The sequence below is a fragment of the Xylophilus sp. PBN-3R genome, from assembly GCF_057747805.1.
Genome location: NZ_CM173225.1, coordinates 3,116,402 through 3,140,467 on the forward strand (window position 1 = coordinate 3,116,402; position 24,066 = coordinate 3,140,467).

General features: G+C 65.6%; 22 protein-coding genes and 1 pseudogene. 13 read left to right on the top strand and 10 right to left on the bottom strand.

Annotation, left to right across the window (positions count from 1 at the left end):
- Positions 1-14 precede the first annotated feature (14 nt).
- Positions 15-1,046, top strand: a complete 1,032-nt coding sequence (locus tag AC3ANW_RS14790; protein WP_488341605.1) for an amidohydrolase family protein — start codon at positions 15-17, stop codon at positions 1,044-1,046.
- Between the two features lie 4 nt (positions 1,047-1,050).
- Here the strand turns inward: AC3ANW_RS14790 and AC3ANW_RS14795 are convergent, their stop codons facing one another.
- On the bottom strand, positions 1,051-2,019 hold the full coding sequence (locus AC3ANW_RS14795) for a flavin reductase (RefSeq protein ID WP_488341606.1): 969 nt from the start codon (positions 2,017-2,019) through the stop codon (positions 1,051-1,053).
- Positions 2,020-2,139: 120 nt separating this feature from the next.
- Here AC3ANW_RS14795 and AC3ANW_RS14800 point away from each other — a divergent pair, with 120 nt between their 5' ends.
- The 4 genes from AC3ANW_RS14800 to AC3ANW_RS14815 are packed head-to-tail and all read left to right on the top strand — an operon-like array spanning position 2,140 to position 6,265.
- A complete protein-coding gene (locus AC3ANW_RS14800) occupies positions 2,140-3,537 on the top strand; it encodes an acyclic terpene utilization AtuA family protein (protein WP_488341607.1) in 1,398 nt (465 codons plus the stop codon).
- Entirely contained in the window at positions 3,534-3,845 is a 312-nt protein-coding gene (locus AC3ANW_RS14805; RefSeq protein WP_488341608.1) for a DUF4387 domain-containing protein, read from the top strand. The genes AC3ANW_RS14800 and AC3ANW_RS14805 overlap by 4 nt, the downstream gene beginning before the upstream one ends.
- Positions 3,846-3,874: 29 nt before the next feature.
- A complete protein-coding gene (locus AC3ANW_RS14810; protein ID WP_488341609.1) occupies positions 3,875-5,275 on the top strand; it encodes an LLM class flavin-dependent oxidoreductase in 1,401 nt (466 codons plus the stop codon).
- Positions 5,276-5,305: 30 nt separating this feature from the next.
- A complete protein-coding gene (locus AC3ANW_RS14815) occupies positions 5,306-6,265 on the top strand; it encodes a 3-hydroxyacyl-CoA dehydrogenase (RefSeq protein ID WP_488341610.1) in 960 nt (319 codons plus the stop codon).
- A 48-nt stretch (positions 6,266-6,313) separates the two neighbouring features.
- On the opposite strand, the gene AC3ANW_RS14820 is transcribed toward AC3ANW_RS14815, so the two are convergent.
- From AC3ANW_RS14820 to hisD, 4 genes are all read right to left on the bottom strand, one after another.
- Complete coding sequence (locus AC3ANW_RS14820; protein ID WP_488341611.1) at positions 6,314-7,291, bottom strand: Bug family tripartite tricarboxylate transporter substrate binding protein; 978 nt, start codon at positions 7,289-7,291, stop codon at positions 6,314-6,316.
- A 110-nt stretch (positions 7,292-7,401) separates the two neighbouring features.
- Entirely contained in the window at positions 7,402-8,418 is a 1,017-nt protein-coding gene (locus AC3ANW_RS14825) for a LacI family DNA-binding transcriptional regulator (protein ID WP_488341612.1), read from the bottom strand.
- A complete protein-coding gene (locus AC3ANW_RS14830; RefSeq protein ID WP_488341613.1) occupies positions 8,415-9,182 on the bottom strand; it encodes an SDR family NAD(P)-dependent oxidoreductase in 768 nt (255 codons plus the stop codon). The genes AC3ANW_RS14825 and AC3ANW_RS14830 overlap by 4 nt, the downstream gene beginning before the upstream one ends.
- A complete protein-coding gene (gene hisD / locus AC3ANW_RS14835) occupies positions 9,179-10,510 on the bottom strand; it encodes a histidinol dehydrogenase (protein WP_488341614.1) in 1,332 nt (443 codons plus the stop codon). Before hisD ends, AC3ANW_RS14830 begins: the two co-directional genes overlap by 4 nt.
- Before the next feature lie 494 nt (positions 10,511-11,004).
- On the opposite strand from hisD, the gene AC3ANW_RS14840 reads away from it, so the two are divergent.
- From AC3ANW_RS14840 to AC3ANW_RS14850, 3 genes are read left to right on the top strand one after another with little or no spacing between them, the layout of a single operon-like run.
- On the top strand, positions 11,005-12,447 hold the full coding sequence (locus AC3ANW_RS14840) for a CHASE2 domain-containing protein (RefSeq protein ID WP_488341615.1): 1,443 nt from the start codon (positions 11,005-11,007) through the stop codon (positions 12,445-12,447).
- A 33-nt stretch (positions 12,448-12,480) separates the two neighbouring features.
- A complete protein-coding gene (locus tag AC3ANW_RS14845; RefSeq protein ID WP_488341616.1) occupies positions 12,481-12,873 on the top strand; it encodes a hypothetical protein in 393 nt (130 codons plus the stop codon).
- Entirely contained in the window at positions 12,848-14,557 is a 1,710-nt protein-coding gene (locus tag AC3ANW_RS14850; protein WP_488341617.1) for a M48 family metalloprotease, read from the top strand. The genes AC3ANW_RS14845 and AC3ANW_RS14850 overlap by 26 nt, the downstream gene beginning before the upstream one ends.
- 83 nt (positions 14,558-14,640) lie before the next feature.
- On the opposite strand, the gene AC3ANW_RS14855 is transcribed toward AC3ANW_RS14850, so the two are convergent.
- Positions 14,641-15,507, bottom strand: a complete 867-nt coding sequence (locus AC3ANW_RS14855) for a DMT family transporter (protein ID WP_488341618.1) — start codon at positions 15,505-15,507, stop codon at positions 14,641-14,643.
- Positions 15,508-15,658: 151 nt separating this feature from the next.
- On the opposite strand from AC3ANW_RS14855, the gene AC3ANW_RS14860 reads away from it, so the two are divergent.
- The 4 genes from AC3ANW_RS14860 (at position 15,659) to AC3ANW_RS14875 (ending at position 19,320) form a co-directional block, all read left to right on the top strand.
- The gene (locus tag AC3ANW_RS14860) at positions 15,659-17,014 is read left to right on the top strand and encodes an aminotransferase-like domain-containing protein (RefSeq protein ID WP_488345434.1); all 1,356 of its coding nucleotides are present in this window, start codon (positions 15,659-15,661) and stop codon (positions 17,012-17,014) included.
- A gap of 67 nt (positions 17,015-17,081) precedes the next feature.
- The gene (locus AC3ANW_RS14865) at positions 17,082-18,215 is read left to right on the top strand and encodes a dienelactone hydrolase family protein (RefSeq protein ID WP_488341619.1); all 1,134 of its coding nucleotides are present in this window, start codon (positions 17,082-17,084) and stop codon (positions 18,213-18,215) included.
- A 215-nt stretch (positions 18,216-18,430) separates the two neighbouring features.
- Positions 18,431-18,640 carry a DUF4287 domain-containing protein gene (locus AC3ANW_RS14870; RefSeq protein WP_488341620.1) on the top strand — a complete coding sequence of 70 codons (210 nt, stop codon included), beginning with the start codon at positions 18,431-18,433 and terminating at the stop codon, positions 18,638-18,640.
- A 128-nt stretch (positions 18,641-18,768) separates the two neighbouring features.
- The gene (locus AC3ANW_RS14875; RefSeq protein ID WP_488341621.1) at positions 18,769-19,320 is read left to right on the top strand and encodes a GNAT family N-acetyltransferase; all 552 of its coding nucleotides are present in this window, start codon (positions 18,769-18,771) and stop codon (positions 19,318-19,320) included.
- Positions 19,321-19,358: 38 nt separating this feature from the next.
- Here AC3ANW_RS14875 and AC3ANW_RS14880 read toward each other — a convergent pair whose 3' ends face one another.
- A complete protein-coding gene (locus AC3ANW_RS14880) occupies positions 19,359-20,249 on the bottom strand; it encodes an AraC family transcriptional regulator (RefSeq protein ID WP_488341622.1) in 891 nt (296 codons plus the stop codon).
- A gap of 149 nt (positions 20,250-20,398) precedes the next feature.
- Here AC3ANW_RS14880 and AC3ANW_RS14885 point away from each other — a divergent pair, with 149 nt between their 5' ends.
- The gene (locus tag AC3ANW_RS14885; RefSeq protein ID WP_488341623.1) at positions 20,399-21,148 is read left to right on the top strand and encodes an SDR family oxidoreductase; all 750 of its coding nucleotides are present in this window, start codon (positions 20,399-20,401) and stop codon (positions 21,146-21,148) included.
- Positions 21,149-21,298: 150 nt separating this feature from the next.
- On the opposite strand, the gene AC3ANW_RS14890 is transcribed toward AC3ANW_RS14885, so the two are convergent.
- The 3 genes and pseudogenes from AC3ANW_RS14890 to hydA form a co-directional block, all read right to left on the bottom strand.
- Positions 21,299-21,631, bottom strand: coding sequence for a hypothetical protein (locus AC3ANW_RS14890; RefSeq protein ID WP_488341624.1), 333 nt, complete (start codon positions 21,629-21,631; stop codon positions 21,299-21,301).
- Between the two features lie 277 nt (positions 21,632-21,908).
- Positions 21,909-22,601 (bottom strand): aspartate/glutamate racemase family protein, encoded by a 693-nt coding sequence (locus AC3ANW_RS14895; RefSeq protein ID WP_488345435.1) that lies wholly within the window; start codon positions 22,599-22,601, stop codon positions 21,909-21,911.
- Positions 22,575-24,053 (bottom strand): annotated as a pseudogene (gene hydA / locus AC3ANW_RS14900) (dihydropyrimidinase); the annotation flags it as partial. The pseudogene hydA and the gene AC3ANW_RS14895, both read right to left, overlap by 27 nt.
- Positions 24,054-24,066 lie beyond the last annotated feature (13 nt).

Here is a 24,066-nt window from a genome sequence, read left to right on the forward strand (position 1 = left end):
ACGACAACAGGCCAATGCAAGCATTCGATCTTCTCTACCGACAGCGCAACTTTCCGTGTATCCGGCACGACTGGCTGGCCCTGCGCCACGAACCGGCCCTGTGGCCGGCGCTTCCCATCGTCGACACCCACCATCACTTCTGGGATCAGGAAACCGCGCCGTATCATGCGGACGACCTGCTGGCCGACCTCGGTGGCGGCCATGCGGTGGTGGCCACCGTGCTGGTCGAATGCAAGGCGCGGTATCGGACCGTCGGACCCGAACACCTGCGGCCGGTCGGCGAAACCGAATTCGCGGTGGCCCAGGCGGAACGGGCTGCGCAGCGCGGCGTGAACATCTGCCAGGGCATCGTCGGCTGGGCCGACCTGGAGACGGGTGCGCGGGTGGAAGAAGTGCTGGCGGCGCATGCCGAAGCCGGCCGGGGCCGGTTCCGCGGCGTTCGCTGCCACGGCGCCTGGAGCGACGATCCGGCGCTGGCCGGCCCGGCCGGCGGCCCGCCGCGACACCTGGTGCTGCAACCGCGATTCCAGGCCGGCGTTGAGGCGCTCACCCGCCTGGGCCTCAGCCTGGACCTGTGGCTGTATCACACCCAGCTGGACGATGCGCTGCAACTGGCCCACGACTGCCCGGACACGCCCATCGTGCTGAACCATGCCGGCGGACCGCTGGGCGTGGGGCCTTTCGAAGGCCGCCGGGCGGAGGTGTTCACTGCCTGGCGCAACGACATCCGGCGGCTCGCCCGCTGCGGCAATGTCAGCGTCAAGCTGGGCGGGCTGGGCATGCCACGCATCGGTTTTCCCTTTGCCGCCGGCAACCGGCCGGCGTCGTCCGAAACGCTGGCCGACGCCTGGCGGCCCTATATCGAGACCTGCATCGACGCCTTCGGTGCCGAGCGCTGCATGTTCGAAAGCAACTTTCCGGTCGACAAGGGAATCTGCGGCTACACCGTGCTGTGGAACGCTTTCAAACGACTCGCGTCGGGCTGTTCGGCCACACAGAAGGCAGCGCTTTTCCATGACACGGCCGCCCGGTTCTATCGCCTGTAGAGACTCAGGCCGGAACCGCTTCGGCATCGGCGCGCGACGCGGCGACCACTGCAAAATATTCCGTCATCGCTGCTGCGGCGCCGTCGGCATCGCGGGCCTTCAGGCTGTTCAGCACCTGCCAGCGCAGGGGCGTCAGCGCCGGCAGGTAGACCGGCCTGGCCGTCACCGTGTATTCGAGCATGGTGCTGAGCGACTGCGCCACGACGGTCAGCATGTCGTTGTGGGCGGCGGCGGTCAGCTGGCGGAAGAAGGTGATCGCAGCCTCGGCGCGGTGCACCATGTCGCCCTGTTCCGCCAAGCCGTCCAGCATCGCCAGGTTGTGTTCGATCAGTTCGAAATCTTCCGGGTGCGCGGCGACGGCGGCCAGCCTCACCAGGCTGACATGCACCGCCGCACGCGCCTGCACCAGCTCGCGTTCGGCCGCGATGCCCTTCGACGCCAGGGCGCGCAGCGACTGCGCCAGCATCATGTAGGCGCCCTTGTAGAAGACCAGCGCGTCTTCTTCGCTGCTCTGCTCGAAAGCCTGCACCTGGCCGATGAAAACCACGTGGTCGCCCGCCTCGTGCCGCGCGAAAACACTGCACTGGAAGTTGGCGATGCAGTCGGTCAGCACCGGCGTGCCGCCCCATCCGGCCTTGACCGGCACGCCGTCGAACTTGTCGGCCATGCTCTTGCTGCTGCTGGCGAACCTGCCCGAAACGGCGTCCTGCCGGTGCGACAGCACGTTGATGGCGAACTGCCCGGTGTTGCGGAAGATGTCGATGGACTTGCTGTTGTTCCGCAGGCTCCACAGCACCAGCGGCGGCTCCAGCGAAACCGAGCTGAAGGAGTTGCACGTCAGGCCGACGGCATGGCCCTGTTCGTCGGTGGTGGTGATGACGGCGACGCCGGTCGGAAAACACCCGAGGGCGTGGCGAAAACTCTTGGCGGTGGCGTCCGTGGCGGCCTGGGTCGTCGTGCTGGTCTGGCTCATTTCTCGTCTCCGGTGAACGCCTGGATCGGCGCTTCGCAACAAGTCTAGGAGCGACTCGGGCAGGCGGACTCATACCTGTTATTCGTTGTCGCGCCGGTTGGTGGCCGGAATAGTGGCGCCATGAACACAAGAGACAACACCAAACCGAAGGAGGCGAGACTGCTCGCAGTCACCTCCATCCTGGGTTACGGCTTCCCCGAACTCGCGCTGAAGATCGGCATGGAGGCAGATCCGCACATGATCGGCGCCGATGCCGGCAGCACCGATCCGGGGCCTTATTACCTGGGCGCGGGCAAGGCCTTCTGCTCCCGGCTCGCCATCAAGCGCGACACCCGCCTGATGCTGCTGGCCGCCGTGCCGCGCGGCATTCCGGTGCTCATCAGCACCTGCGGCGGCGCGGGCGGCGAGCCGCACCTGCAGTTCATGGCCGAACTGGTGCGCGAGATCGCCCGTGAAGAAAAACTCGACTTCAAGCTGGCCCTGATCCATGCGGAACAGGACCCGGCCTTCATCAAGAAACAGCTGGCCGCCGGCAAAGTGAAATCGGCATCGAAACGCCCGCCCCTGACGGTGGAACAGATCGACGGCGCGACCCGCATCGTCGGCCTGATGGGCCCGGAGCCTTTCGAGCGCGCGCTGGAAAACGGCGCCCAGGTGATCCTGGCCGGCCGCGCCACCGACCCTTCCATCTGGGCCGCCGGAGTGGCCCGCGCCGGCCTGCCGCCAGAGATGGGCTGGTACGCCGGCAAGATGCTCGAATGCGGCGCCGAACCGGCCGCGCCCAAGCGCGACGGCTGCCTGCTGGCGCGGGTCTACCAGGACTACATCGACCTGGAGCCGACCAACCCGGAGCAGTCGTGCACCAAGCTTTCGGTGGCGAATTTCGCGCTGCATGAAAACCCCAGCGCGGTCCATCACTACGAACCCGGCGGCATGCTCGACACATCGGCCTGCAGCTTCGAACAGCTGACCGACCGGGTGGTGCGGGTGCGGGGCATGAAGTGGGTTCCGTCGCCGGTCTACACGGTGAAGATGGAAGGCGTGAAACACGTCGGTTACCGCGCCATCGCCATGTGCGCCACCCGCGACCCGGTGCTCATCAGGGGCATCGACGACTACCTGGTGCGGGTGCGTGCCATCGTCGAAGAAAAGACCCGCAACTTCGGTGTGCCCGAAGGCGGCTACCAACTGGCCATCCGCTGCTACGGCCTGAACGGCGTGATGGGCGAACGCGAGCCGGTCAAGACCACCAGCGCACACGAACTCAGCTTTATCCTGGAGGTGCTGGCGCCCACCCAGGAAGTCGCCAACGCGGTGATCGCCATATCGCGCACCACCATCCTGCATGCCGACTTTCCGGGCCGGCTGTGCAAGGAAGGAAACATGGCCATCCCCTTCTCGCCGGCCGACGTGGAGATGGGCGCCTCGTATGAATTCAGCGTCTATCACATCGTCGACGCCGAAGACCCGTACCACCTGTTCCCCATCGAATACGCCGACGTGAAAGGCCAGCCATGACCCGCATCAAAGACCTCGCCAGCGTCTGCAAGAGCAAGAACGCAGGCCCCTTCGAGCTGACCATCGACGTGATCTTCGGATCGGACGAACTGTTCGAACGCGTGGCCGCCACCGGCATCCTGAACGCGGCGCTTTTCGCCAGGCTCTACAGCGTGAATGAGTCGGACGTGCTGTTCATGCCCTATCCGCCGGCCCGCGCATTCAAGGCAACCCTGCCCCGCCTGACCCCGGCCGGCGCCTTCGGCGACAGCGACGTGTACGGCGCCCAGCAGCACGGCCCGATTCTCGAAGTCGAGATCCCGGACTGAGCGCCCACCCCCATGAGGAGACAGGAAAAATGACGCAGCAACGCAAGATGAGCCTGATCGGTTTCATGCAGGCCCAGAACTGTTCCACCTACCCCGGCAGCTGGCGCCACGTGGCCAGCGACCCCGGCTACCTCACGCCCGAGTACTACCAGAGCATCGCCCGCACGCTGGAGGCCGGCATGTTCGACATGGCCTTCTTCGACGACCGGCTGGCCATGCCCGACATCTATTCGGCCGACCATGCACAGACCGTCGCAGCCGGGGTGCGCGCCGTCAAGCTCGACCCGCTGGTGGTGCTGTCGTCCATGGCCGCTGTGACCACCCATCTGGGCCTGGGCGCGACCTATTCGACCACCTACTACGAACCCTATCACGTGGCCCGCACCTTCGCCACCTTCGACCTGATGAGCAAGGGCCGCGCGGCCTGGAACGTGGTGACATCGCTCAATGATTCCGAAGCGGCCAACTTCGGCAAGGACGAACACCTGGAACACGACCTGCGCTACGACCGGGCGGACGAATTCCTGGAGACCACGCTGGGCCACTGGGACACCTGGGAAGAAGGCGCGCTGGTCAACGACAAGTCCACCGGCCTGTTCGCCCACCCCGACAAGGTCAAGCGGCTCGACCACGAGGGCCGGTTCTTCAACTCGCGCGGCCCCTTCACCGTGCCGCGTTCGCCGCAGGGCCAGCCGGTGCTGATCCAGGCCGGCCAGAGCGGTCGCGGCCGGGCCTTCGCCGCACGCTGGGGCGAACTGCTGTTCGTGGTCTATCCCAACCTGAACCTGGCGAAGAAGCAGTACGCCGAAATGAAGCAGGCGGTCGCCGATTCGGGCCGCGACCCGGACCGGATCCGCATCGCCACCGCCTGCCACGTGGTGGTCGGCGAGACCGATGAAATCGCCCGGGCCAAGTTCGAATACATGGACGCGCTGGCCGAACCCATCGACGGACTGACCCTCATCTGCGAGGTGCTCAACACCGACTTTTCCACCCGCGACCTGGACGCCCCCTTCACCGACGAAGAGATGGCGGCCATTTCCGGCTGGCAGACCTTCCGCGACCGGGTGGTGACGCTGTCAGGCAAGAAGAACCCCTCGGTACGCGACTTCGTGGAGTTCTCCAAACGCGCCCGGCTGCGCGAGTTCAACGTCTTCATCGGCTCGCCCGAGACGGTGGCCGACGAGATGGAGAAATGGTTCACCGAAGGCGGCTGCGACGGCTTCGTGCTGTCGCCCACCCACATGCCCGGCAGTTATGAAGACTTCGTGCGCATGGTGGTGCCCGAGCTGCAGAAACGGGGGCTGGTTCGTACCGAGTATGAAAGCGACACCTTGCGCGGTAACCTCGGACTGGACGTGCCGCACGCCGGCGACTGGAAGGCCGAAAGCGGCCCCGACTCGAAGGCGGCGTCCATCAAGGGTGTCTGAAACCGCCCGTCAAGAGGAGACAGGAACAACATGACAGAGACCGAGAAACTTACCGCCGGCCGGCCGGTCGCCATCGTCGGCGCGGGCCTGGTGGGCGCGGGCTGGGCGGTGGTCTATGCCCGGGCCGGGCTGAAGGTCCGGGTGTTCGACGCCAACCCGGAGATTACCCGCAAATCCATCCCCCTGATCCAGGGCCAGCTGGAGGGCCTGGCGCGGCATGGGCTGATCACCGAGGACCCGGCTGTCGTACTGGCCCGCATCAGCACGGCGGCAACCCTGGCCGAGGCTGTCGAAGGCGTGGCCTATGTGCAGGAATCGGTGCTGGAGCGGGTGGAGGTGAAACGCGGACTGATGGTGGAACTGGCGGCCCTGGTGGGGCCGGACACGGTGATCGGCAGCTCCACATCGGGCATTCCGGGTTCTGCCTTCGCGCTGGGGCTTTCCATATCGCCCCGGGTGCTGATCGTGCATCCGGTGAACCCGCCTTACCTGGTGCCGGTGGTGGAACTGGTGCCTTCGCCCGAGACTTCGGCGGAGACGCTGGCGTTCGCCGATGCGCTGATGCAGGCGGTCGGGCAGACGGTGGTGCATGTACGCAAGGAGGTGGAGGGCTTCGTTCTCAACCGGCTGCAGGCCGTCTTGCTGCGGGAGGCCTGGGCCCTGGTGCAGGAAGGCGTCGCCAGCTGCGAGGACATCGACAAGACGGTGCGCGACGGGCTGGGCTGGCGGTGGTCCTTCATGGGGCCGTTCGAGACCATCGATCTGAATGCTCCCGGGGGGGTGGCCGACTATGCGGTTCGGCTGGGGCCGCTTTATCAGCGGATCGCCGGTTCGCGTTCGCACGAGGCTGCCTGGGATGCTGATTTGATTGCTGAAGTCGAGGGGCAGCGGCGGGGGTTTTTGTCGCAGGCTGAGCTCGAGTCGCGGCGCGCTTGGCGGGATGAGAAGTTGATGGCGTTTGCGGCTGGGCGGACCTCGGCTTTGGGTTGAGGTCTTTTTGATAAAAACCCCCACCCCACCAATAAGCAAACCGCAAAATCACTGGGCGCTGATCTTGGCCTTCTTGACAATCGTTTCCCACCGCGCCAGATCAGCCCGAATCTGCTCCGTAAACTGCTCGGAAGAATTACCGACAGGCTCCAACCCCGCAGCGATATACCGATCCCGATAAGCCGGCGTCTCCATCACCGCCTTGATGTTGGCACTCAGCTGATCGACGATGACCTTCGGAGTCCCCGCCGGAGCAAGAATTCCAAACCAGGAATTCAGGTCGAACCCCGGCACTCCCAGTTCGCTGAATGTAGGTACATCCGGCAAGGCAGCCGAGCGCTTGGGCGCCGAAACCCCCAGTGCCTTCACCTTGCCCGAAGTCACAAACGGAATGGCCGTCGCCACCGCCGTGTAGACCATCTTCACGTGGTCCCCCATCACCGCCGTCATGGCCGGCGCACCACCCGCGTAGGGGATATGCCGCAGGTCGATGCCGAACTGCAGGTTCATCATTTCCCCGGCCACGTGCGGTGTGCTGCCGACCCCGGTGGTCGCGTAGTCCAGCGTCCCCGGCTTGGCCTTGGCCAAGGCGATCACTTCCTTGACGTTCTTCGCCGGAAGGTTGTTGTTGGCCACCAGCAGCAAGGTCGAATCGTCGATCTTGCTGACCGGCACGAAGTCCTTCAGCGTGTCGAAACCGGCGTTGGGATAGACCCACGGGTTGATCGCCAGCGTGCCGTCGTAGCCCAGCAGCAAGGTGTAGCCGTCGGGTTTGGCCGCAGCCACCATGCGGGTGCCGATGTTGCCGGCGGCGCCGGGGTGGTTCTCGATGACGATGGTGTACTTGAATTGCTGCGTCAGGCCCTCTGCCAGCCAGCGTGCGGACAGGTCCGATGCGCCGCCCGCCGAATACGGGACGATGAGTTTGATCGGCTTGTTGGGATATGCCGCCGGTGCCTGCGCAAATGCCGTTGCGCCGAAGGCCACGAGCAGTGCCGAAGCACCGAAAGTCCTGAGGTGTTTCATGAGTTTGCCTGTCTCCGTTGTGTCTTTTGCAGCGTGCCCCGCGCGCGCCCGTTCCAGTATCCGCAGGACCCTTCGGCAGGGTTCCGATACCTGTTATGCGTCGGCCGCGATCAGCGGCGCACGGCCACCGTGCCGCGCTCCACCAGCACGCAGGGCACGGTCACGCTGCGTGCCATCACCTCGCCCTCGATCTGCTCGAACAGCAGCGTGCGGGTGGCGTCCACCATGCGGTCGACGTCCTGCTGAACCGTGGTCAGGTCGAACGACGGCCAGGCGGCCTGCGGCACGTTGTCGAAGCCGACCACCGACACGTCCCGCGGCACCTTCAGGCCGAGTTCGCCACGCAGCACCTCCAGTGCGGCGATGGCCATGTGGTCGTTGGCGGCGAACAGGGCATCGGGCCGCGTCGCCGGGTCGCTGAACAGCGCCAGCACCGCCCGCTGCGCCTCGGCGAAGTCGTACCGGCCGACCGCCCTGGCGAAGAGGGTCTGCCCGGCCTCCGCCAGCACCTCGCACAGGCCGGCCTCGCGTTCCAGGCTGGTCGATGCGTTTTCCAGGCCGGCCAGCCAGGCGATGCGCCGGTGGCCGGTGCGCAGCAGCAGTTCGCCGGTGAGGCGGCCGCCCTCGCGGTTCTGCGAAGTGACGGAACTGGTCGAATAACGCCCCATGGCGCCCATCTGCGCCACCCGGTTGAACAGCACCACCGGTATGCCCGCCTCGGCACAGTCGTGTGCCAGCGCCGACGACAGCGTGGTCGACGCCATCACGATGCCGTCGACCTGGTATTGCAGGATGTCGGCCAGGACCGCGTCGGCGTCGGCCGTCTCGCTGATGAACAGCAGCACGTGATAACCGTCGCGCTGCAGGGCCTGGCTCAGCCGCTCGATCACCAGCGGATAGAACTGGTTCTCCAGGTAACTCATCACCAGTCCGATCATCCGGCTGCGACGGGTGATCAGGCTGCGCGCAATGGCATTGGGCCGGTAACCCACGCTGCGGGCGGCGGCCTGTATGCGGTCGCGGGTTTCGGGCGCAACGCTGGCGCCGGCGGTGAAGGCACGGCTGACCGCCGACTGCGACACACCGGCCAGCCTGGCGACGTCATGGGCGGTCACCTTGGCCTTCATGCCGCCGTCCAGCCCCCGTCGATCATCAATGCGCTGCCGGTCATCAGGCTCGACGCATCGCTGGCCAGAAACACCACCGGCCCCATCACCTCGTCGATGCGGCCCAGCCGGCCCAGCGCGATCTTGTCGAGCACGAACTGGCGGAAGGCGGCGTCCCTGAACATCGGCGCGGTGAGCTCGGTTTCGATGAAGGTCGGGCACAGCGTGTTGACGCGGATGCCGTGCGGCCCCAGCTCCCAGGCCAGCGCCTTGCTCAAACCTTCGACCGCATGCTTGCTGGCGCAATACAGCGTGCGGCGCGGGCTGCCCACGTGGCCCATCTGCGACGAGACATTGACGATGGAACCCGGCAGGCCGACCGCCTGCAGGCTGCGCGCCACTTCGCGGGCGACATAGAAGGTGGCCTTGACGTTCAGGTCGAACACCGCGTCGATATCGTCGTCGAGTGTGTCGGTCAGCAGCTTGGGCCGGTTCATGCCGGCATTGTTGACCAGCACCTGATAAGGCGGGCGGTCGCGGATGGCGGCGGTGACAGCTGCAGAGTCGGTGACGTCCAGCACCAGCGCGTCGGCCTTGCCGCCCGCCGCGCGGATGGCTGCGGCGGCGCTTTCCAGTTCGGCCGCCGAACGCGCCGCCAGCGTGACCTCGGCTCCGGCCTGCGCCAGTGCCACGGCGGCGGCCAGCCCCAGGCCCCGCCCGCCGCCGGTGACCAGCGCACGCCGGCCGGCAAGCCCGAAACCGGCGAAGAAAGGCAGCGCCGTCATTCCTGCAATGCCGTCAGCGCCGGCACCGGTTCGTACCACGGCACCTCGGCGCGGGTGCCGTAACGCCGCACGCGGATGTTGGCCTGCTCGCCATGGCCGGCGAAGTTCTCCATGTGGCAGAGGCGCGAACAATATTCCCCGATCTCGGCGCTGGCCTCGTCGGTGGTCACCCGCTGGAAGGTGCAGGTCTTGAGGAACTTGCCCACCCACAGGCCGCCGGTATAACGCGCCGCCTTGTTGGTCGGCAGCGTGTGGTTGGTGCCGATGACCTTGTCGCCGAAAGCCACGTTGGTGCGCGGCCCCAGGAACAGCGCGCCGTAGTTGCTCATGTTCTCCAGGAAATATTCCGGGTCGCGGGTCATCACCTGCACATGTTCGGAGGCGATCTCGTCGGCCTTCTGCAGCATCTCGACCTCGGTGTCGCAGACGATGACTTCACCGAAGTCGGCCCAGCTCTTGGCGGCGATGTCGGCGGTGGGCAGGATCTTCAACTGGCGTTCCACCTCGGCCATGGTTTCGCGCGCGAGTTTCTCGCTGGTGGTGAGCAGCACGGCCGGTGTGGTCAGGCCGTGTTCGGCCTGGCCCAGCAGGTCGACGGCACACATCTCGCCGTCCACCGTCTCGTCGGCGATGACCAGGGTTTCGGTCGGGCCGGCGAACAGGTCGATGCCGACCCGGCCGAACAACTGGCGCTTGGCCTCGGCCACGAACATGTTGCCCGGGCCGACCAGCATGTCGACCGGTGCGATGCTGGGCGTGCCGACCGCCATCGCCACCACCGCCTGCACGCCGCCCAGCACCAGGATCTCATCGGCGCCGGCCAGGTGCATGGCGGCGACGATGGCAGGATGCGGCTCTCCGTGAAAAGGCGGCGCGGTCGCCACGATGCGTTTGACCCCGGCCACCTTGGCGGTCAGCACACTCATGTGGGCCGAGGCCAGCAGCGGATATTTGCCGCCCGGGATATAGCAGCCGACCGCGTTGATGGGGATATGCCGGTGGCCCAGGAACACGCCGGGACGGGTTTCGACCTCCACGTCCAGCATCGAGTCGCGCTGGATCTGCGCGAAGTTGCGCACCTGTGCCTGGGCGAATTTGATGTCCTCGATCTCGCGGGCGGACAGGCTCTTGATGGCCTTCTCGATGGCGGCCTGCGACAGCCGGAAATCATCCGGCTCCCAGTCGTCGAATTTCCTGCTGTATTCACGCACCGCCGCGTCGCCTCTCAGCTCGATGTCACGAATGATGGCCTCGACCGTCGCACGGACCTTGGTGTCGTCGTCGGCACGCGCCTGGACATCACGCCCGCGCTTGAGATATCGAATCATGGAGGGATCCTCAGTTGGTTGCATACGTATTCATGGTGCTTTTTATGCATTCGTATGCAATTCAGGGTTAACCCACGAGACCGGTGTGCGGCAATCCTCGTGCGATTCGATCCTGTACGCCTCCAGTGAAGGTTCAGCCGCGGCACTGGTCGCCGGGCACCGACCGGCGGCTACGGTATCTGACGGCGAGTCCATCGCCCGGACACTGCACAGCGCCTACCCGGCCATGCCCAAGGCCCAGGCGGGACGGTCTCGACCGGGTGCGAATCGCAGGCTGACATCCGCGCCGATCGGACGCTGCTGCACGACGCCTGCCGCCTCCCGGCACAAGGGAAACCCTGGACCCGAATCGCTGTTGAAACGTCATTTTCGTCTGATAGACTTGATACGTTTATTAACAAATAGCGCCAAAAAGATACAAGGCGAGGGGCTTACTGACTGTGCAAACGACCCTCTTGCAAAAAGAAGCGGCGGAGACCGCCCGGCATCGCCGAATGGTCAATTTTTTTGCCGGTCCCATCGTGGCGATCGCCATCGGCTTGGTGGCGGCCTGGATCGTGCCCCACGTGCTGGGTGAGGAATTCCTGGTGCGGCAAATCGCCCGCGCCTATGCGCCCATCGTCGGGTCGTGGCATGGCAACGACCGGCAGGACGAGGTCTCGGTCATGTTGCTGGACGACACGTCCTTGCAGAGCGCCGGCCAGGCATGGCCCGCCGACTACGGCTATTACGCCCGCCTGCTGGATGCGTTGACCGTCTCCCGGCCGCGCGCCGTGTTCTTCGATATCGTTTTTGCTGCTCAGCGTAACGACCCTTCGCTGGATCGGTTCCAGGCCGCCATCTGTCGTGCCGGCGCGGCCGGGGTGAAGGTTTACCTTGCCGCACGGCGCGACGCCGCGGGACGATTTCTGCTGCGGCCCGAACTCGACGCCATGGCCGGCAGCTGTCTGACCAAGGTGGCCATCGAATACGACCCCGACGCTTCCGATCAGACCGCCTGGACCTATCGACTGGCAGCCGACACCCAGGCCGAGGATGGCCGGGTGATGAACGTGGCCAGCGCCATCTACCGCGACCTGGGACACACACTCCCCGCGCACCAGCATTCCGACCTGGCGGTCAACTGGGGCCTGCGGCCGGCAGCTCGCGGAATCGACTGGCTGGAATCGCCGGACGCAAACGAACACGCGGCCCACGCGCCCGACCCCGAAGAAGAGGCTGTTGCCTACTGCCGGCAGCCGGGCAACGTGTATTACGAACTACTGGTGCCGAGCGTCTATCGGCACTGGCGCGACCCGGCATCGCAGCGGCCGATCTGCGTTTATCACAACACCCTGTATCCGTCGGATTTGCAGACCTCGTCTGCCGAGGACGAAGCCGTGCTGACCCGCCACGTCACCGGCCGGGTGGTCATGGTCGGCACCGCCCTGCAGGGGTCGAACGACCGCGTGCTGTCACCGCTGCACGGTCGTATCCCGGGTGTCTACATGCACGCCATGGCGCTGGAAAACCTGCTGGTCGACGGCGCGGGATACAACCGCGCCTCGCATGTAGACCTGACCTGGGAAGGCGGCCGGGTGCTGTGGATGCTGCTGGCGGGACTGGTGCTGATCGCTTTCGGCCATCGCCAGACTCACAAGGCCAAGAAAAGCGCGCAGCAACGCTGGACTTTCGAAGGTCTGGCGCATGGCCCCCGGAAGCTCGGCCAAGCGGGTGTCTGGCTGCTGCTGAAGCTGGGCGGACTGCTGCTCTACAGCGTCTTCTTCCTCGTCATGCTGGCAATCGGCCAGTGGCTCGACGTGGGTTTCCTCACGGTCATCCATGTGGCGCTGTATTCGTTCGCAGCCGAATGGCTGGAGTGGAACCAATCGTTGCTGAATTGGTGGACCGACGGAAAAACCGGCCACGAAGAAACCGGCGAAACCGCCGTCGCCTGAAGTCATCCGTCCCGATAACTGGAGAACGTTCCCATGAAATCCGGCTTCCGAATCTGGCAATCCGACCACCCGGCGCGACTGGCCTGCGCAATCGCCCTGACTGTCGGTTCATGGTGCGCCGCACCAGCCGCGGCGCAGACCGCCGAGGCATCCGGGCTGGCCGTGGTCTCGTCCAAAAGCGACCCCTTGCCTGTGTTCGCGACTGCGGGCGCCGCAGCCGCCAGCGGCTCGGTCGCCGTGACCGGCCTGCCCTGGCCCGTCAAGGAGTCGCGAGCGGATTTTTTCCTGGTCAACATCGACGGACGCGACGTCTGGATCGATTCGATGATGGTGCGGGCCACCCGAAAGGTGGCGGCACGTTGTTCCGCCATCGCCGGTGCCGTGGTTGCAGGCGAACTCGGTGCAGCATCCAACCGGTGCCGCTGAAGCCATGCCGGACTTTCCGCCAAAGAATCTGCGCCGCCTGGTCGTCGCCTGCCTGGCGACCTGCCTGCTGAGCGCATGCGAAACGCAGCCGACGCTGGCATCGCTGTCGTCCAGCCTGCCGGCCATGCCCTCGCTGCCGCCGATGATGGGCGGCACCCTGCCGCCCATCTCGCCCGAGGCAGCGCTGCCGCCGGCGCCCGAGCGCAAGTGGGCCGACCCGGTCGTCGATGCCAATAACAACCGTGCGGCCGGCTGGGGCCTGGTGTCGATGCCGGCCATGGATGCCTACCTCAACCGGCTCTATGCGCAACTCAAGGAGATGAGCGGCCATCCGGACTGGCCCGGCCGGGTGTATGTGCTGGCCGATCCGGCGCTCAAGTCCACGGCCTCGGCCGCCGGCAACATCTACGTGTCCATCACCTGGCTGCAGAACATGGAGTCGGAAGACGAGGTGTTCGCCCTCCTCTCGCATGAGTTCGGACACATCTATCTCAACCACAACGTGGTGTATGACGCCAGCGATGCGGGCCTGGTGGCCAGCCAGCTTGGCGTGATCGGAGTGGCGCTTGCACATCGCGGCACGCAGGTGGCCAACCTCAACGGTGCGTACGCCATCGTGGCGATCCGGGAGGTGGCCGAAAGCACCCTCATGCCGGCGTGGAAACGCACGGTCGAAGAAGAGGCCGACCGCTTCGGCGTGGCCCTGAGCCTCCGCGCCGGCTACAGCTATCCACGCGGTTTCAAGACCTTTCTCGAACGCATCGCCTCGTACGACGACGTGGAACGCGAGCGAGCCCGCAAGGCCCAGGACGAACTGGAACAGCAGGCGCGTGCCGCCGGTATCCAGGCCGTGCAGGAGCAGTCGCGGCAGGCCCAGGCCCGGCAGAAGAATCCCAATGCGCCCGCCATCGACATCACCGACCTGCAGGTGCAATTCCAGACAGGTCTGTTCGACGCGACCGCCAGCGTCAGGCGTGCACTTTCAAGCACCGCCGATAAACTGCGCGAAACCCATGACGAGGCCACCGTGCGCGAGGAGAACCTGGCGAAATCGGTGGCGGCGGCCATCGCCGACAGGCCACGCCCACCCGGCCGCGTGGCGCCCTGGGAAGCCGCCCGCAAGGAGGCCGGCACCGCAGAGATCCTGTCGCACTACGCAATGCTCGGGTCGGCTGAAGAAGCCATCGCCCGCAAGAACTACCCCGAGGCCATCAGGATCGCCACCCGGGCCGCCTCCGGCCGCACCGCATCCGACGCCTTGCCGCTCATGACGCTGGTTTCAGCGAACCTTGCGGCACGACCCAACGCATCAGTGACCGCACTGCGGGACCGCCATCGCAATTCGGTGGAGCGTTCCTGGAAGTTCGAACTGCTGGCCGGCCAGGAACTGGCGCGGACCAATCGCACTGCGGGGCGCAAGCTCATCGACGACCAGTTCGCCTACTTCAGGAAGGCACCGGTGTTATGGCCTGACGTGATCGCCTTCTATCGCGACAACAACTACCTGGAAGAAGCCCGTGCCATGGCCGCCACCTGCCGCTTCGAAATGGTGTCGTACAGCGAAAGCTGCCAGGAAAGTGCCAAGACCGTCGCAGAAAAACAGGCGGAAAAAGAAGCGGGCGAACGCAAGGGCAAGGAGATTGCCGAGAAGAACATGCCCAGGTTCCTGCGGCCGAAACCGTAGGTTGCGGCAAGCACGCCGATGCCAGGCGGGCCGGCGTGACCACCGGCACAGCCGCGGCACCGGCCAGCTGCACGATGCGGTGTCTAGCGGGCATACCGCCGGGCGCCCGCCACGCATGCGACTGCGGCCAGCGTGACCACCAGCATGTGCCAGCTCACCTGCTCGCGAAGCAGCAAGGCGGCCAGCCCCAGCGCCATGAAGGGCTGCACCAGTTGCAGCTGGCCGACGGCCGCGATACCGCCAAGCGCCAGCCCCCTGTACCAGAAGAAAAAGCCGATCAGCATGCTGAACACCGACACATAAACGAAGCCGACCCAGGCCGCCAGACCCACATGCCCGAAGCTGGCCGGCGCTGCCCATACCGCCAGCGGCAGCATCACCGGCAGCGACAGCACCAGCGCCCAGCAGATGACCTGCCAGCCGCCCAGCCGGCGCGACAGCCGGGCTCCTTCGGCATAACCCATGCCGCAGACCACGATGGCCGCCAGCATGTACAGGTCGCCCTGCCAGGAGGCTTCGGACGTATCACCCACGGCGGCATAACCGGCCACGCAAGCTGCACCGATCACCGAGAAGACCCAGAACGGCAGACGCAGCCGTTCGCCGCCGCGCAGCACCGCGAAGACGGCGGTGCACAGCGGCAGCAGGCCGACGAAAACGATGGAATGCGCGGAGGTCACATGCTGCAGCGCCAGCGCGGTGAGCAGCGGGAAACCCACCACCACACCGATGGCGGTGAGCGCCAGGCCCGGCAGGTCCGCCATCGCCGGACGCGGCTGCCGAAGCAGCAGCAACAGTCCCAGGCCCAGCACACCCGCGATGGCGGCGCGGGCGCAGGTCAGGAAGATCGGGTCCAGGTCGGCCACCGCCGCCCGTGTGGCCGGCAGCGAGCCCGCGAAGATGGCGATACCCATGAAACCGTTCAACCAGCCCTTGTTCGTGCTGTTCATCGAGACTCCTGTTTTTCAAGGCTTCAGTAGATCACCGCCGGCCGCGGCACTCCAGGCACAGCCCCATACAATTCTTCGATACTGTTATGGCCGAACATCCAGTACGGCGAGGACATGCAAGTTGAAGAACACCACATTGATCGAACAGGTCATGGCACAGGTGCGGGCGGGCATCTCGTCACGGACCTCGGTGCCCGGCACCCGCTTGCCGTCGGTGCGGGCGCAGTCCCGGGCACTCGGCATATCGGTTTCGACCGTGGTCGAAGCCTATGAGAGGCTGGCGGCCGAAGGTGTCGTCGTGGCGCGGCCGGGGGCGGGTTTCTATGTGGCCGGCCCGGTGGCGCCGCTGGCGCTGACCGCATTGGGCCCGCGGCTCGACCGGGAAGTCGACCCGCTGTGGGTGTCGCGCCAGTCGCTGGAAACCGAGGCCTCCATGCCCAAACCCGGCTGCGGCTGGCTGCCGCCTTCGTGGATGTACGACGAAGGCATGCGGCGTGCGCTGCGTGCGCTGGCCCGGGCAGACACGTCGAACCTGGCCGACTACGCCACACCGCTGGGCCACCCTGCCCTGCGGCAGCTGCTGTCGCGCCGCATGGCCGCGCTGGGCATCGAGGCCGCACCCGAGCAGGTCATGCTGACGGAATCCGGCACCCATTCCATCGACCTGGTCTGCCGCTTTTTGCTGAAACCCGGCGACACGGTGCTGGTGGACGACCCCTGCTACTTCAACTTCCACGCGCTGCTGAAAGCGCACCAGGTGCAGGTGGTCGGCGTGCCCTACACACCGCAGGGGCCGGACGTATCCCTCTTTGCGCAGGCGCTGCAGGCGCATTCGCCCCGGCTGTACATCACCAACTCGGGCATCCACAACCCCACCGGCGCCACCCTGTCGCCGCTGGTCGCGCACCGCCTGCTGAAACTGATCGACGCGTCGGGCCTGATCACCGTCGAGGACGACATCTACGCCGACTTCGAGAGCAGCCCCGCGCCGAGGCTGGCGGCCTTCGACGGCCTGTCGCGGGTGATCCACATCGGCAGCTTCTCCAAGACGGTTTCGGCCTCGGTGCGCTGCGGCTACATCGCCGCCCGCGCCGACTGGGTGGACGCCCTGGTCGACCTGAAACTGGCCACCACCTTCGGCGGCGGGCGAATGTCGGCCGACCTGATCCTGCGCACCCTGACCGACAGCGGCTACCGCAAACACATGGAAGCCACCCGGCTGCGGCTCGAGCAGGCGCGGGAGGTGGTGACCGCGCGGCTGCAGAAGCTTGGCATAAGACCCTGGCTGAAACCGCTGGGCGGCATGTTCCTGTGGTGCCGCCTGCCGCAGGGCGTCGACGCGGCGGAGGTCGCCCGGGCCTGCCTGGCCGAAGGTGTGGTGGTGGCGCCCGGCAACGCATTCAGCCAGTCGCTGAGCGCCGGGGATTTCATTCGGTTCAATGTCTCGCAGTGCAACGACGAACGGGTGTTCTCGGTGCTGGCAAAGGCGCTGGCCACGCAGACGTAGAACAATGGCAGGTTGAAGCGTAATCGTCGGCACGTCATCCGACGCCCATAAAAAAATCCAGGACAACATGCTGAATCGCCTGCGCCACGCCATCGCCGCCGCCCTGTTCGTCGCCGCCCTTCTGCCCGCCGCGGCGCCGGCCGTCGAGGTGCCCGAAACCGTCGTCATGGTCCAAAAGACCTCCGGCCTGTTCACCACCGAGCTGGAGACCACCATCTTCAAGCCCGAGGGCGACGGGCCGTTTCCCCTGGTGGTGATCAACCACGGCAAGTCCCCCGGCAACGCCCGCATGCAGGGGCGCTTCCGGCCGCGGCTGGCGGCCCGCTATTTTCTGGCGCGGGGTTATGCGGTCATCGTGCCGATGCGCCAGGGCTTCTCGAAATCCACCGGCGCCTACATCGACGGCGGCTGCAACGTGGAAAGCAACGGCCGGCTGGCCGCCGACGACGTGGTGACCGCGCTGGACTACGCCACCGCGCAGCCCTGGGCCGACAAGAGCCGCATCCTGGTCATGGGCCAGTCGCACGGCGGCTGGACCACGCTGGCCTTCGGCGCCCGCAGCTACCCCGGCGTCAAGGGGCTGGTCGATTTCGCCGGCGGACTGCGCCAGCAACTGTGTACCGACTGGCAGGGCGGGCTGGTGCAGGCGGCCGGTGTGTATGGCGCTGAAACCCGGTTGCCCGCGCTCTGGTTCTACGGCGACAACGACAGCTACTGGCCGACGCCCACCTGGCGCGCCATGTTCGACAACTACGTGTCCCATGGTGCCAAGGCCCGGCTGGTGGCCTTCGGTGAATTCGAGGGTGACTCGCACCGCATGTTCCACGCCGCCAGCGGCGCACCCATCTGGCAGCCCGAAATGACCAAATTCCTGCAGGAGATCGGCCTGCCCTTCGAGGTGCAGCCCGCCTTCGCGCAGTATCTGGCCGAGCCGCCGGTAAAGCCCAGTGGCTTCGCCGCCATCGACGACGAAACGCGCCTGCCGGTGCAGTCGGGCGGCGCGCTGCGCGACTACCGCTTTTTTCTGCAGCAGAAGCTGCCCCGCGCCTTTGCCGTCAGCAGCGACGGCGGATGGGGCTCGGGCTGGGGCGGGGCAGATCCACGCGCGCGGGCCATCGCCAACTGCGGCAAACGCGCCGCCACGGCGGAGTGCCACCTGTATGCGGTGGATGGCGAAGTGGTGTGGAGCCCGCAGCAGTAGCCGCCCGCGAAATGGGCCGAATCTCGAGCGCGGGCCACAGGCCGACAACTGGAATCAGTTCACTGCTTTCGCTGTAGATCTCCCTGCTTCGATGAAACTCCTCATTAATGGGCGAACTCAAGCTGGATTCGCTTCTGCAGACGAGGTCCAGCGTCCTGCTCCGTCTTCGACTCGACTGGACATGGACGCAGCTTTGACAACCCGAGGAGACCGACATGCCTGAATCGAAAGTGACCGGACCAGCGTCCTACTTTCCATCGATTGAACGGACTTACGGCAAGCCAGTCGATTATTGGTTCGACATTCTCAGGGCAGCCGGCTCGTTGAAACACATGGAGGCGGTCAGCCTGCTCAAAGAGTCGCACGGAATCGGGCATGGACATGCCAACGCACTTGTGGCTCACTTTCGAAGCTTGCAAGGCTGATACAGAAAAGAAGCACGCATCTAGAGGATCAAATATGGGATTTTTCAAGCAATCAGCCCTTACCTTGGTCGCGGTGTGCATGCCGCCAACAGCACTCCCGCACCTCTTGAACTAGCCCTGCAGAACACATGATTGAAAAATCATTCGATTTCCAGCCAACCCTGCGTGACCATCAATTTGAGATAGAACCTCTGCGCGAGAAACATTTCGACGGGCTTTACAAGGCGGCGAGTGATCCGGAGGTGTGGGCCGGGCACCCCGCCATCGATCGCTACAAGCTTGAACAATTTACGCCGTATTTTTCCGGGCTGCTGGCATCCGGAAAGGCGCTTGTCTTCAAAGATGCGAATTCCAAGCAAATCATTGGCACTTCGAGTTTCTATGTTCCGCCAGACCAACCCGATGGAATCGCGATCGGATTCACATTCTTGATTAAAGAAAAATGGGGCGGAGCCACCAACCGGCAGATAAAGAGCCTCATGCTGGAGCACGCCTTCAAGAAATTCAAAACGGTTTACTTTCATATTGCACCGACAAATGTGCGGTCGCAAAAAGCAACCGTTAAATTGGGCGCTGCTTATTTATATGATGCCGAATTAAAGTTATCGGACAAACCGGCACTTTGGAAGTGCTATGGCATTGAGAAAGACAAATTCGTAGAGGCGCGGGATTCAAGTTAGCCATGGCCCGGGCAAACGCTCCCCTTGCCTCTCTCTTTCTAGCACTTGGAGCGCCTCTCCCTGCCGGGCGTAACACCGAACATCTCACCGTAATCGCGGGTGAACTGCGGCACGCTCTCGTAGCCGACTTCATAAGCGGCGCGAGTCGCCGATGCGGCTTCGTGCCTCAGCAGGCGTCGCGCCTCCACCAGGCGCAATCTCTTCTGGTATTGGATGGGCGTCAGGGAGGTCATCGACTTGAAATGCCGATGGAACACCGCACGGCTCATCGCTGCAGCATTGGCGAGTTGCTCCACCTCGACCTCTTCACGAAACCGAGCCTGAAGCATCGCGACCGCAGGCCGCAGGCGCGTAGCCGTGCTGTTCGCCGCGACCGATGCCCGCAGCGCCTGTGCATTGGGTCCGGTCAACAACCAGTACTGCAGCTCCCTCAGCAAGGCTGCGTGCAGGAACGGTATGGCCGCAGGTGTATCGGCCAGCTGCAACAGGCGCCGGCCGCAATCCAGCACCGAGTCGTTCGAGGCCTCCGTAAAGACAGTCGGTGCAGATAGGCGGGGATCGGTGTCTGAGACGGCTCCCAGTTGCTCGGCCTGCTCGCTGAGCACCGCCATGTCCAGCTCGATAGCCAAGGCCAGGTAAGGCCGCCCTGCCGACGCTTCCACCACCTGCCCGCTCACCGGCATGTCCGCGGTGACGATGACCGACTGGCCCCGGCTGCAGACATGGTCATGCCTGCCGACCACCATGCGTTTGGCACCTTGCAGGACCAGGCAGACGAGTGGCCGGTAATTCGACTGCATGGGCCGGCCGGGTTGCTCGATGCACATCAGGCGCAGGCCCGGCACAGCAGTGGCGACAGCGCCGTCGGCATCCATGTTCGCACGGGCGAACTCGCTGATTTTCGAAAGAGATACGGTGGTGAAGCTCACCGGTGAATTGTGAGTGCATGGCGTGCCCGGTTGCGGCAAGCGATACAAAAAGGCAAGACATCGAGCCGCCCGGGCAACTTCGATTCGCGCCTCGCCGCTTACGCTGGCCGCACAGGAATCAGCCTGCATCCACTCTCAAGACATCACCCATGAAAAACACTGGAAACACCATTCTGGTCACTGGCGGAACGTCCGGCATCGGCCGGGCCCTGGCCGAGCGCTGGCAAGCCGCAGGCAACAACGTCGTCGTCGCCGGCCGGCGGGCCGCGCTGGTCGACGAGGTGATTGCCGCCAACCCGGGCATGTCCGGTTATGTGCTCGACGTCGAGGACGCAGCATCGCTCGCAGGCTTCGTGGACCGACTGACCCGCGAGCACCCCCAGTTGAACGTCGTCGTGCACAACGCCGGCATCATGGTCGCCGAGGATCTCGCCGGCGACGACTGGCTGGAAACCGCCGAGCGCACCGTCAGCACCAATCTGCTGGCACCGATGCGCCTGACCGCCGCACTGCTGCCGCATCTCCGCAAGGCTTCGGACGCTGCGATCGTCACCGTGTCGTCCGGCCTGGCCTTTGTTCCCCTGGCGTTGACGCCAGCCTATTGCGCGACCAAGGCAGCCATCCATTCCTGGTCGATGTCGTTGCGGCTCAAGCTGGAAAAGCAGGGCATCGAGGTCATCGAGATTGCGCCGCCGGCGGTGCAGACCGATCTCATGCCCGGGCACAGGACCAATCCCGATATCCTCACTTTGCCGGCGTTCATAGACGAGGTGATGGCCTTGTTTGCACAGACGCCGACGCCTGCCGAAATCACGGTCCAACGGGTGATGTTCCAGAGGGCTGCGGAACGGGAAGGCCGGTTCCAGGCCGCTTTCGAGACCATCAACGGCCTGCGCTAACAGTTGCCAATGGGCCGGCGACATGCGGTAACTCACTGGTGTCGGCAGGGCTGCAGACAATGACCATTCAACCCTGACCGAAACCCTGGGTGATTTCATCGTTGTTCAAAGTCAGCCAGCCCCGCGATGATCGGGTGTTCTCCGTGCTGATCAAACCCCCGGCAGCATCCAGTCCTCCGCCCGCGCAAACGCCCCGGTCCCACCCAGCTTGCGTTCCGCCACATCGGCCACCCAGCCGATGCGGTCCAGGGTGCGGCGCAGCATCTGGATGCGGTCGTCGCGGTCGTCGTCGTCCAGTTCGTCCGTCAGTCCCGGCCGGTCACGTGAGACGCGGATCGCCATGCTGGCGAGGATGCAGACCTCACGCAGCAGTTCACGGGCCTGGGCGGTGTTCGCCAGTTCGGGATTCGCCGGAGCGGCGTTTGTCTGGCGTTCTGTCTGCGACGCGATGCTGCGTCCGGTTTCGTTCTCGGTGGTCTTCATGCGGGCCTCCTGATCGTTGGCTTCTGCAAGAGAAACCGCCGTCATTTCATCGGGAGGATGAAGTGGCGGCGGCTCGAACAGGTTGACGTTCCGGTGATCCCCTATGAAAGAGCCGGCAGGGCGCGAGCCCTCCCATCCGAGCCGCCATAAGCGATTCGAATGAAAAGGCCGCAGTCCATGCGGTACAGCAGTCCTACGGCCTTAGCCATAGGGGATCAAAACCAGGACGTCAATCCCGTCCGCGCGTTTCCGCGCGAGCCGCAAATGTAATTCAGCTTCAGGCCAACCGGTCGGCCGCCTCCATCGCCGCCGCTTCGCAGGGGTCGATGACCGGAATGCCCAGCGCGTCGGCCAGCGGCTTGCGCAGGTCGGCCATGCCGGCGCAGCCCAGCAGGATCACATCCGCACCGTCGACTTCGCGCAGTTCGCGGGCGGCGGCCAGCATCGGCTCGAAAGCCAGCGCCGGGTCGCCCGTCTGGTCCACCCGCAGGTTGAGCGCCCGCTCGCCGACCACGCTGGCATCCACGCCCAGCGCCTTCCAGTAGCGCAGGTGGCGCGGGATGGAGGCATCGGCCACAGCCACCACACCGACCTTGCTGCCCTGGCGCAGGGCGGCACGCACACCCGCTTCGCCCAGGCCGATGACCGGCTTGCCGCCGCTCACCTCACGTGCCCGGGCCACGCCGGGGTCGCTGAAGCAGGCGATGACAAAGGCATCGGCTTCGGCCGCATGGCGGGCCACGTGTTCGGCCACCTGAACGGCGGCGATGTCGTAGTCCTCCTGGCTGACGATGCCGGGCGGGCCGACCTTCGAGGTGACGCTGTCGAAACGCACCGGCGTGGCGGTTTTCACCGCCTGCACCGCACGGTCCACGCCCTCGGTGACGTTGACGCTGCTGTTGGGGTTCAGCACCTGCACGACAGGCACTTTTTCGTTGCTGTCCTTCAGCCCGATCAGCGCCTTCAGCACCCGGCCGCGCGGGCGCGAACCCAGGCCGGCGGCCGGCGGTTGGCGGCGCGGCACATCCGGCGGGCCACGGCGGATGAACCGGCCCGATCCGCGTTCGGCATGCAGGCCCTGGTCGTCGATGACCACCCGGCCCCGGCTCAGCACCACCTCGGGCCAGCCGCGCAGGGTGCGGCCTTCGTAAGGCGTGTAGCCGACCCGGTCGTGCAGCATGCCGGCGCTGACCGCCACTTCACGCTCCGGGTTCCAGATGGCGATGTCGGCATCGGCGCCGACGGCGATGGCGCCCTTCTGCGGCGCCATGCCGTACAGCCGCGCATGGTTGCCGGCGGCCAGCGCCACGAACTGGTGGATGTCGATGCGGCCGGTCATGAAACCTTCGCTGAACAGCAGCGGCAGCCGCAGTTCGATGCCGGGCACGCCGTTGGCCATGTCCTTGAACAGCGTGGCCTCGCCCTTGGGCAGCTTGCCGCTTTCGTCGAAACGGTAAGGCGCATGGTCCGACGAATAGGTGGCCAGCGTGCCGTCGATCAGGCCCTGCCACACGGCCTCTTGCGAGGCCTCGTCGCGCGGCGGCGGCGAACAGCAGTACTTGGCGCCTTCCAGGCCCGGCGCGTCCATGTCGTCGGCCGTCAGGAAAAGATATTGCGGGCAGCTTTCGGCCAGCACGTTGGCGCCCAGGGACTGCGCCTGGCGGATGAGCTCGACCGTTTCGGCGCCGGCCACATGCACGATGAGCAGGGGCACATCCACCAGCCGGCCCAGGGAGATGGCCCGGAAGGTGGCCTCGGTCTCGGCCAGCGGGTCGTGCGCCACGCCGTGGAACTTGGGGGCGCCGTGGCCGCGGTCCAGCAGGCGCTGGGCGATCCACTTGATCATGTCGTGGTTCTCGGCATGCACCATCACCAGCGCGCCCTCTTCCCGCGACAGCGCCAGCACGTCCAGCAGCTCGTGGTCTTCCAGCTTCATCTTGTCGTAGGTCATGTAGACCTTCAGCGAGGTGATGCCTTCGCGGATCGCCTTGGGCAGGTCGACCTTCAGGGTCTGTTCGTCGGGGTTGGTGAGGATGAGGTGGAAGCCGTAGTCGATGACCGCCTTTTCTGCGGCGAGCTTCGAATAGTCGGCCAGCACCTCGGGCACCGCCATGCCGCGGTGCTGGGCGGCGAAGGGCACGATGGTGGTGGTGCCGCCGTAGGCGGCGGACACGGTGGCCGAGTAGAAATCGTCGGCGCACATCATGCCCATGCCCGACTTCTGCTCGACATGGCAGTGGCTGTCGATGCCGCCGGGCAGCACCCAGCGGCCGGCCGCGTCGATGTCGCGAAGGCCCGGCGCCAGGCCGGTGCCGATGGCCTCGATCAGGCCGTTGCGCACGCCGATGTCGCCCTGCAGCACGGTGCCGTTGGTAACGATCCGGCCGTTGCGGATGGTGAGGTCGAAAGCGGGTTGGGTCATGTCGGGGTTTCCG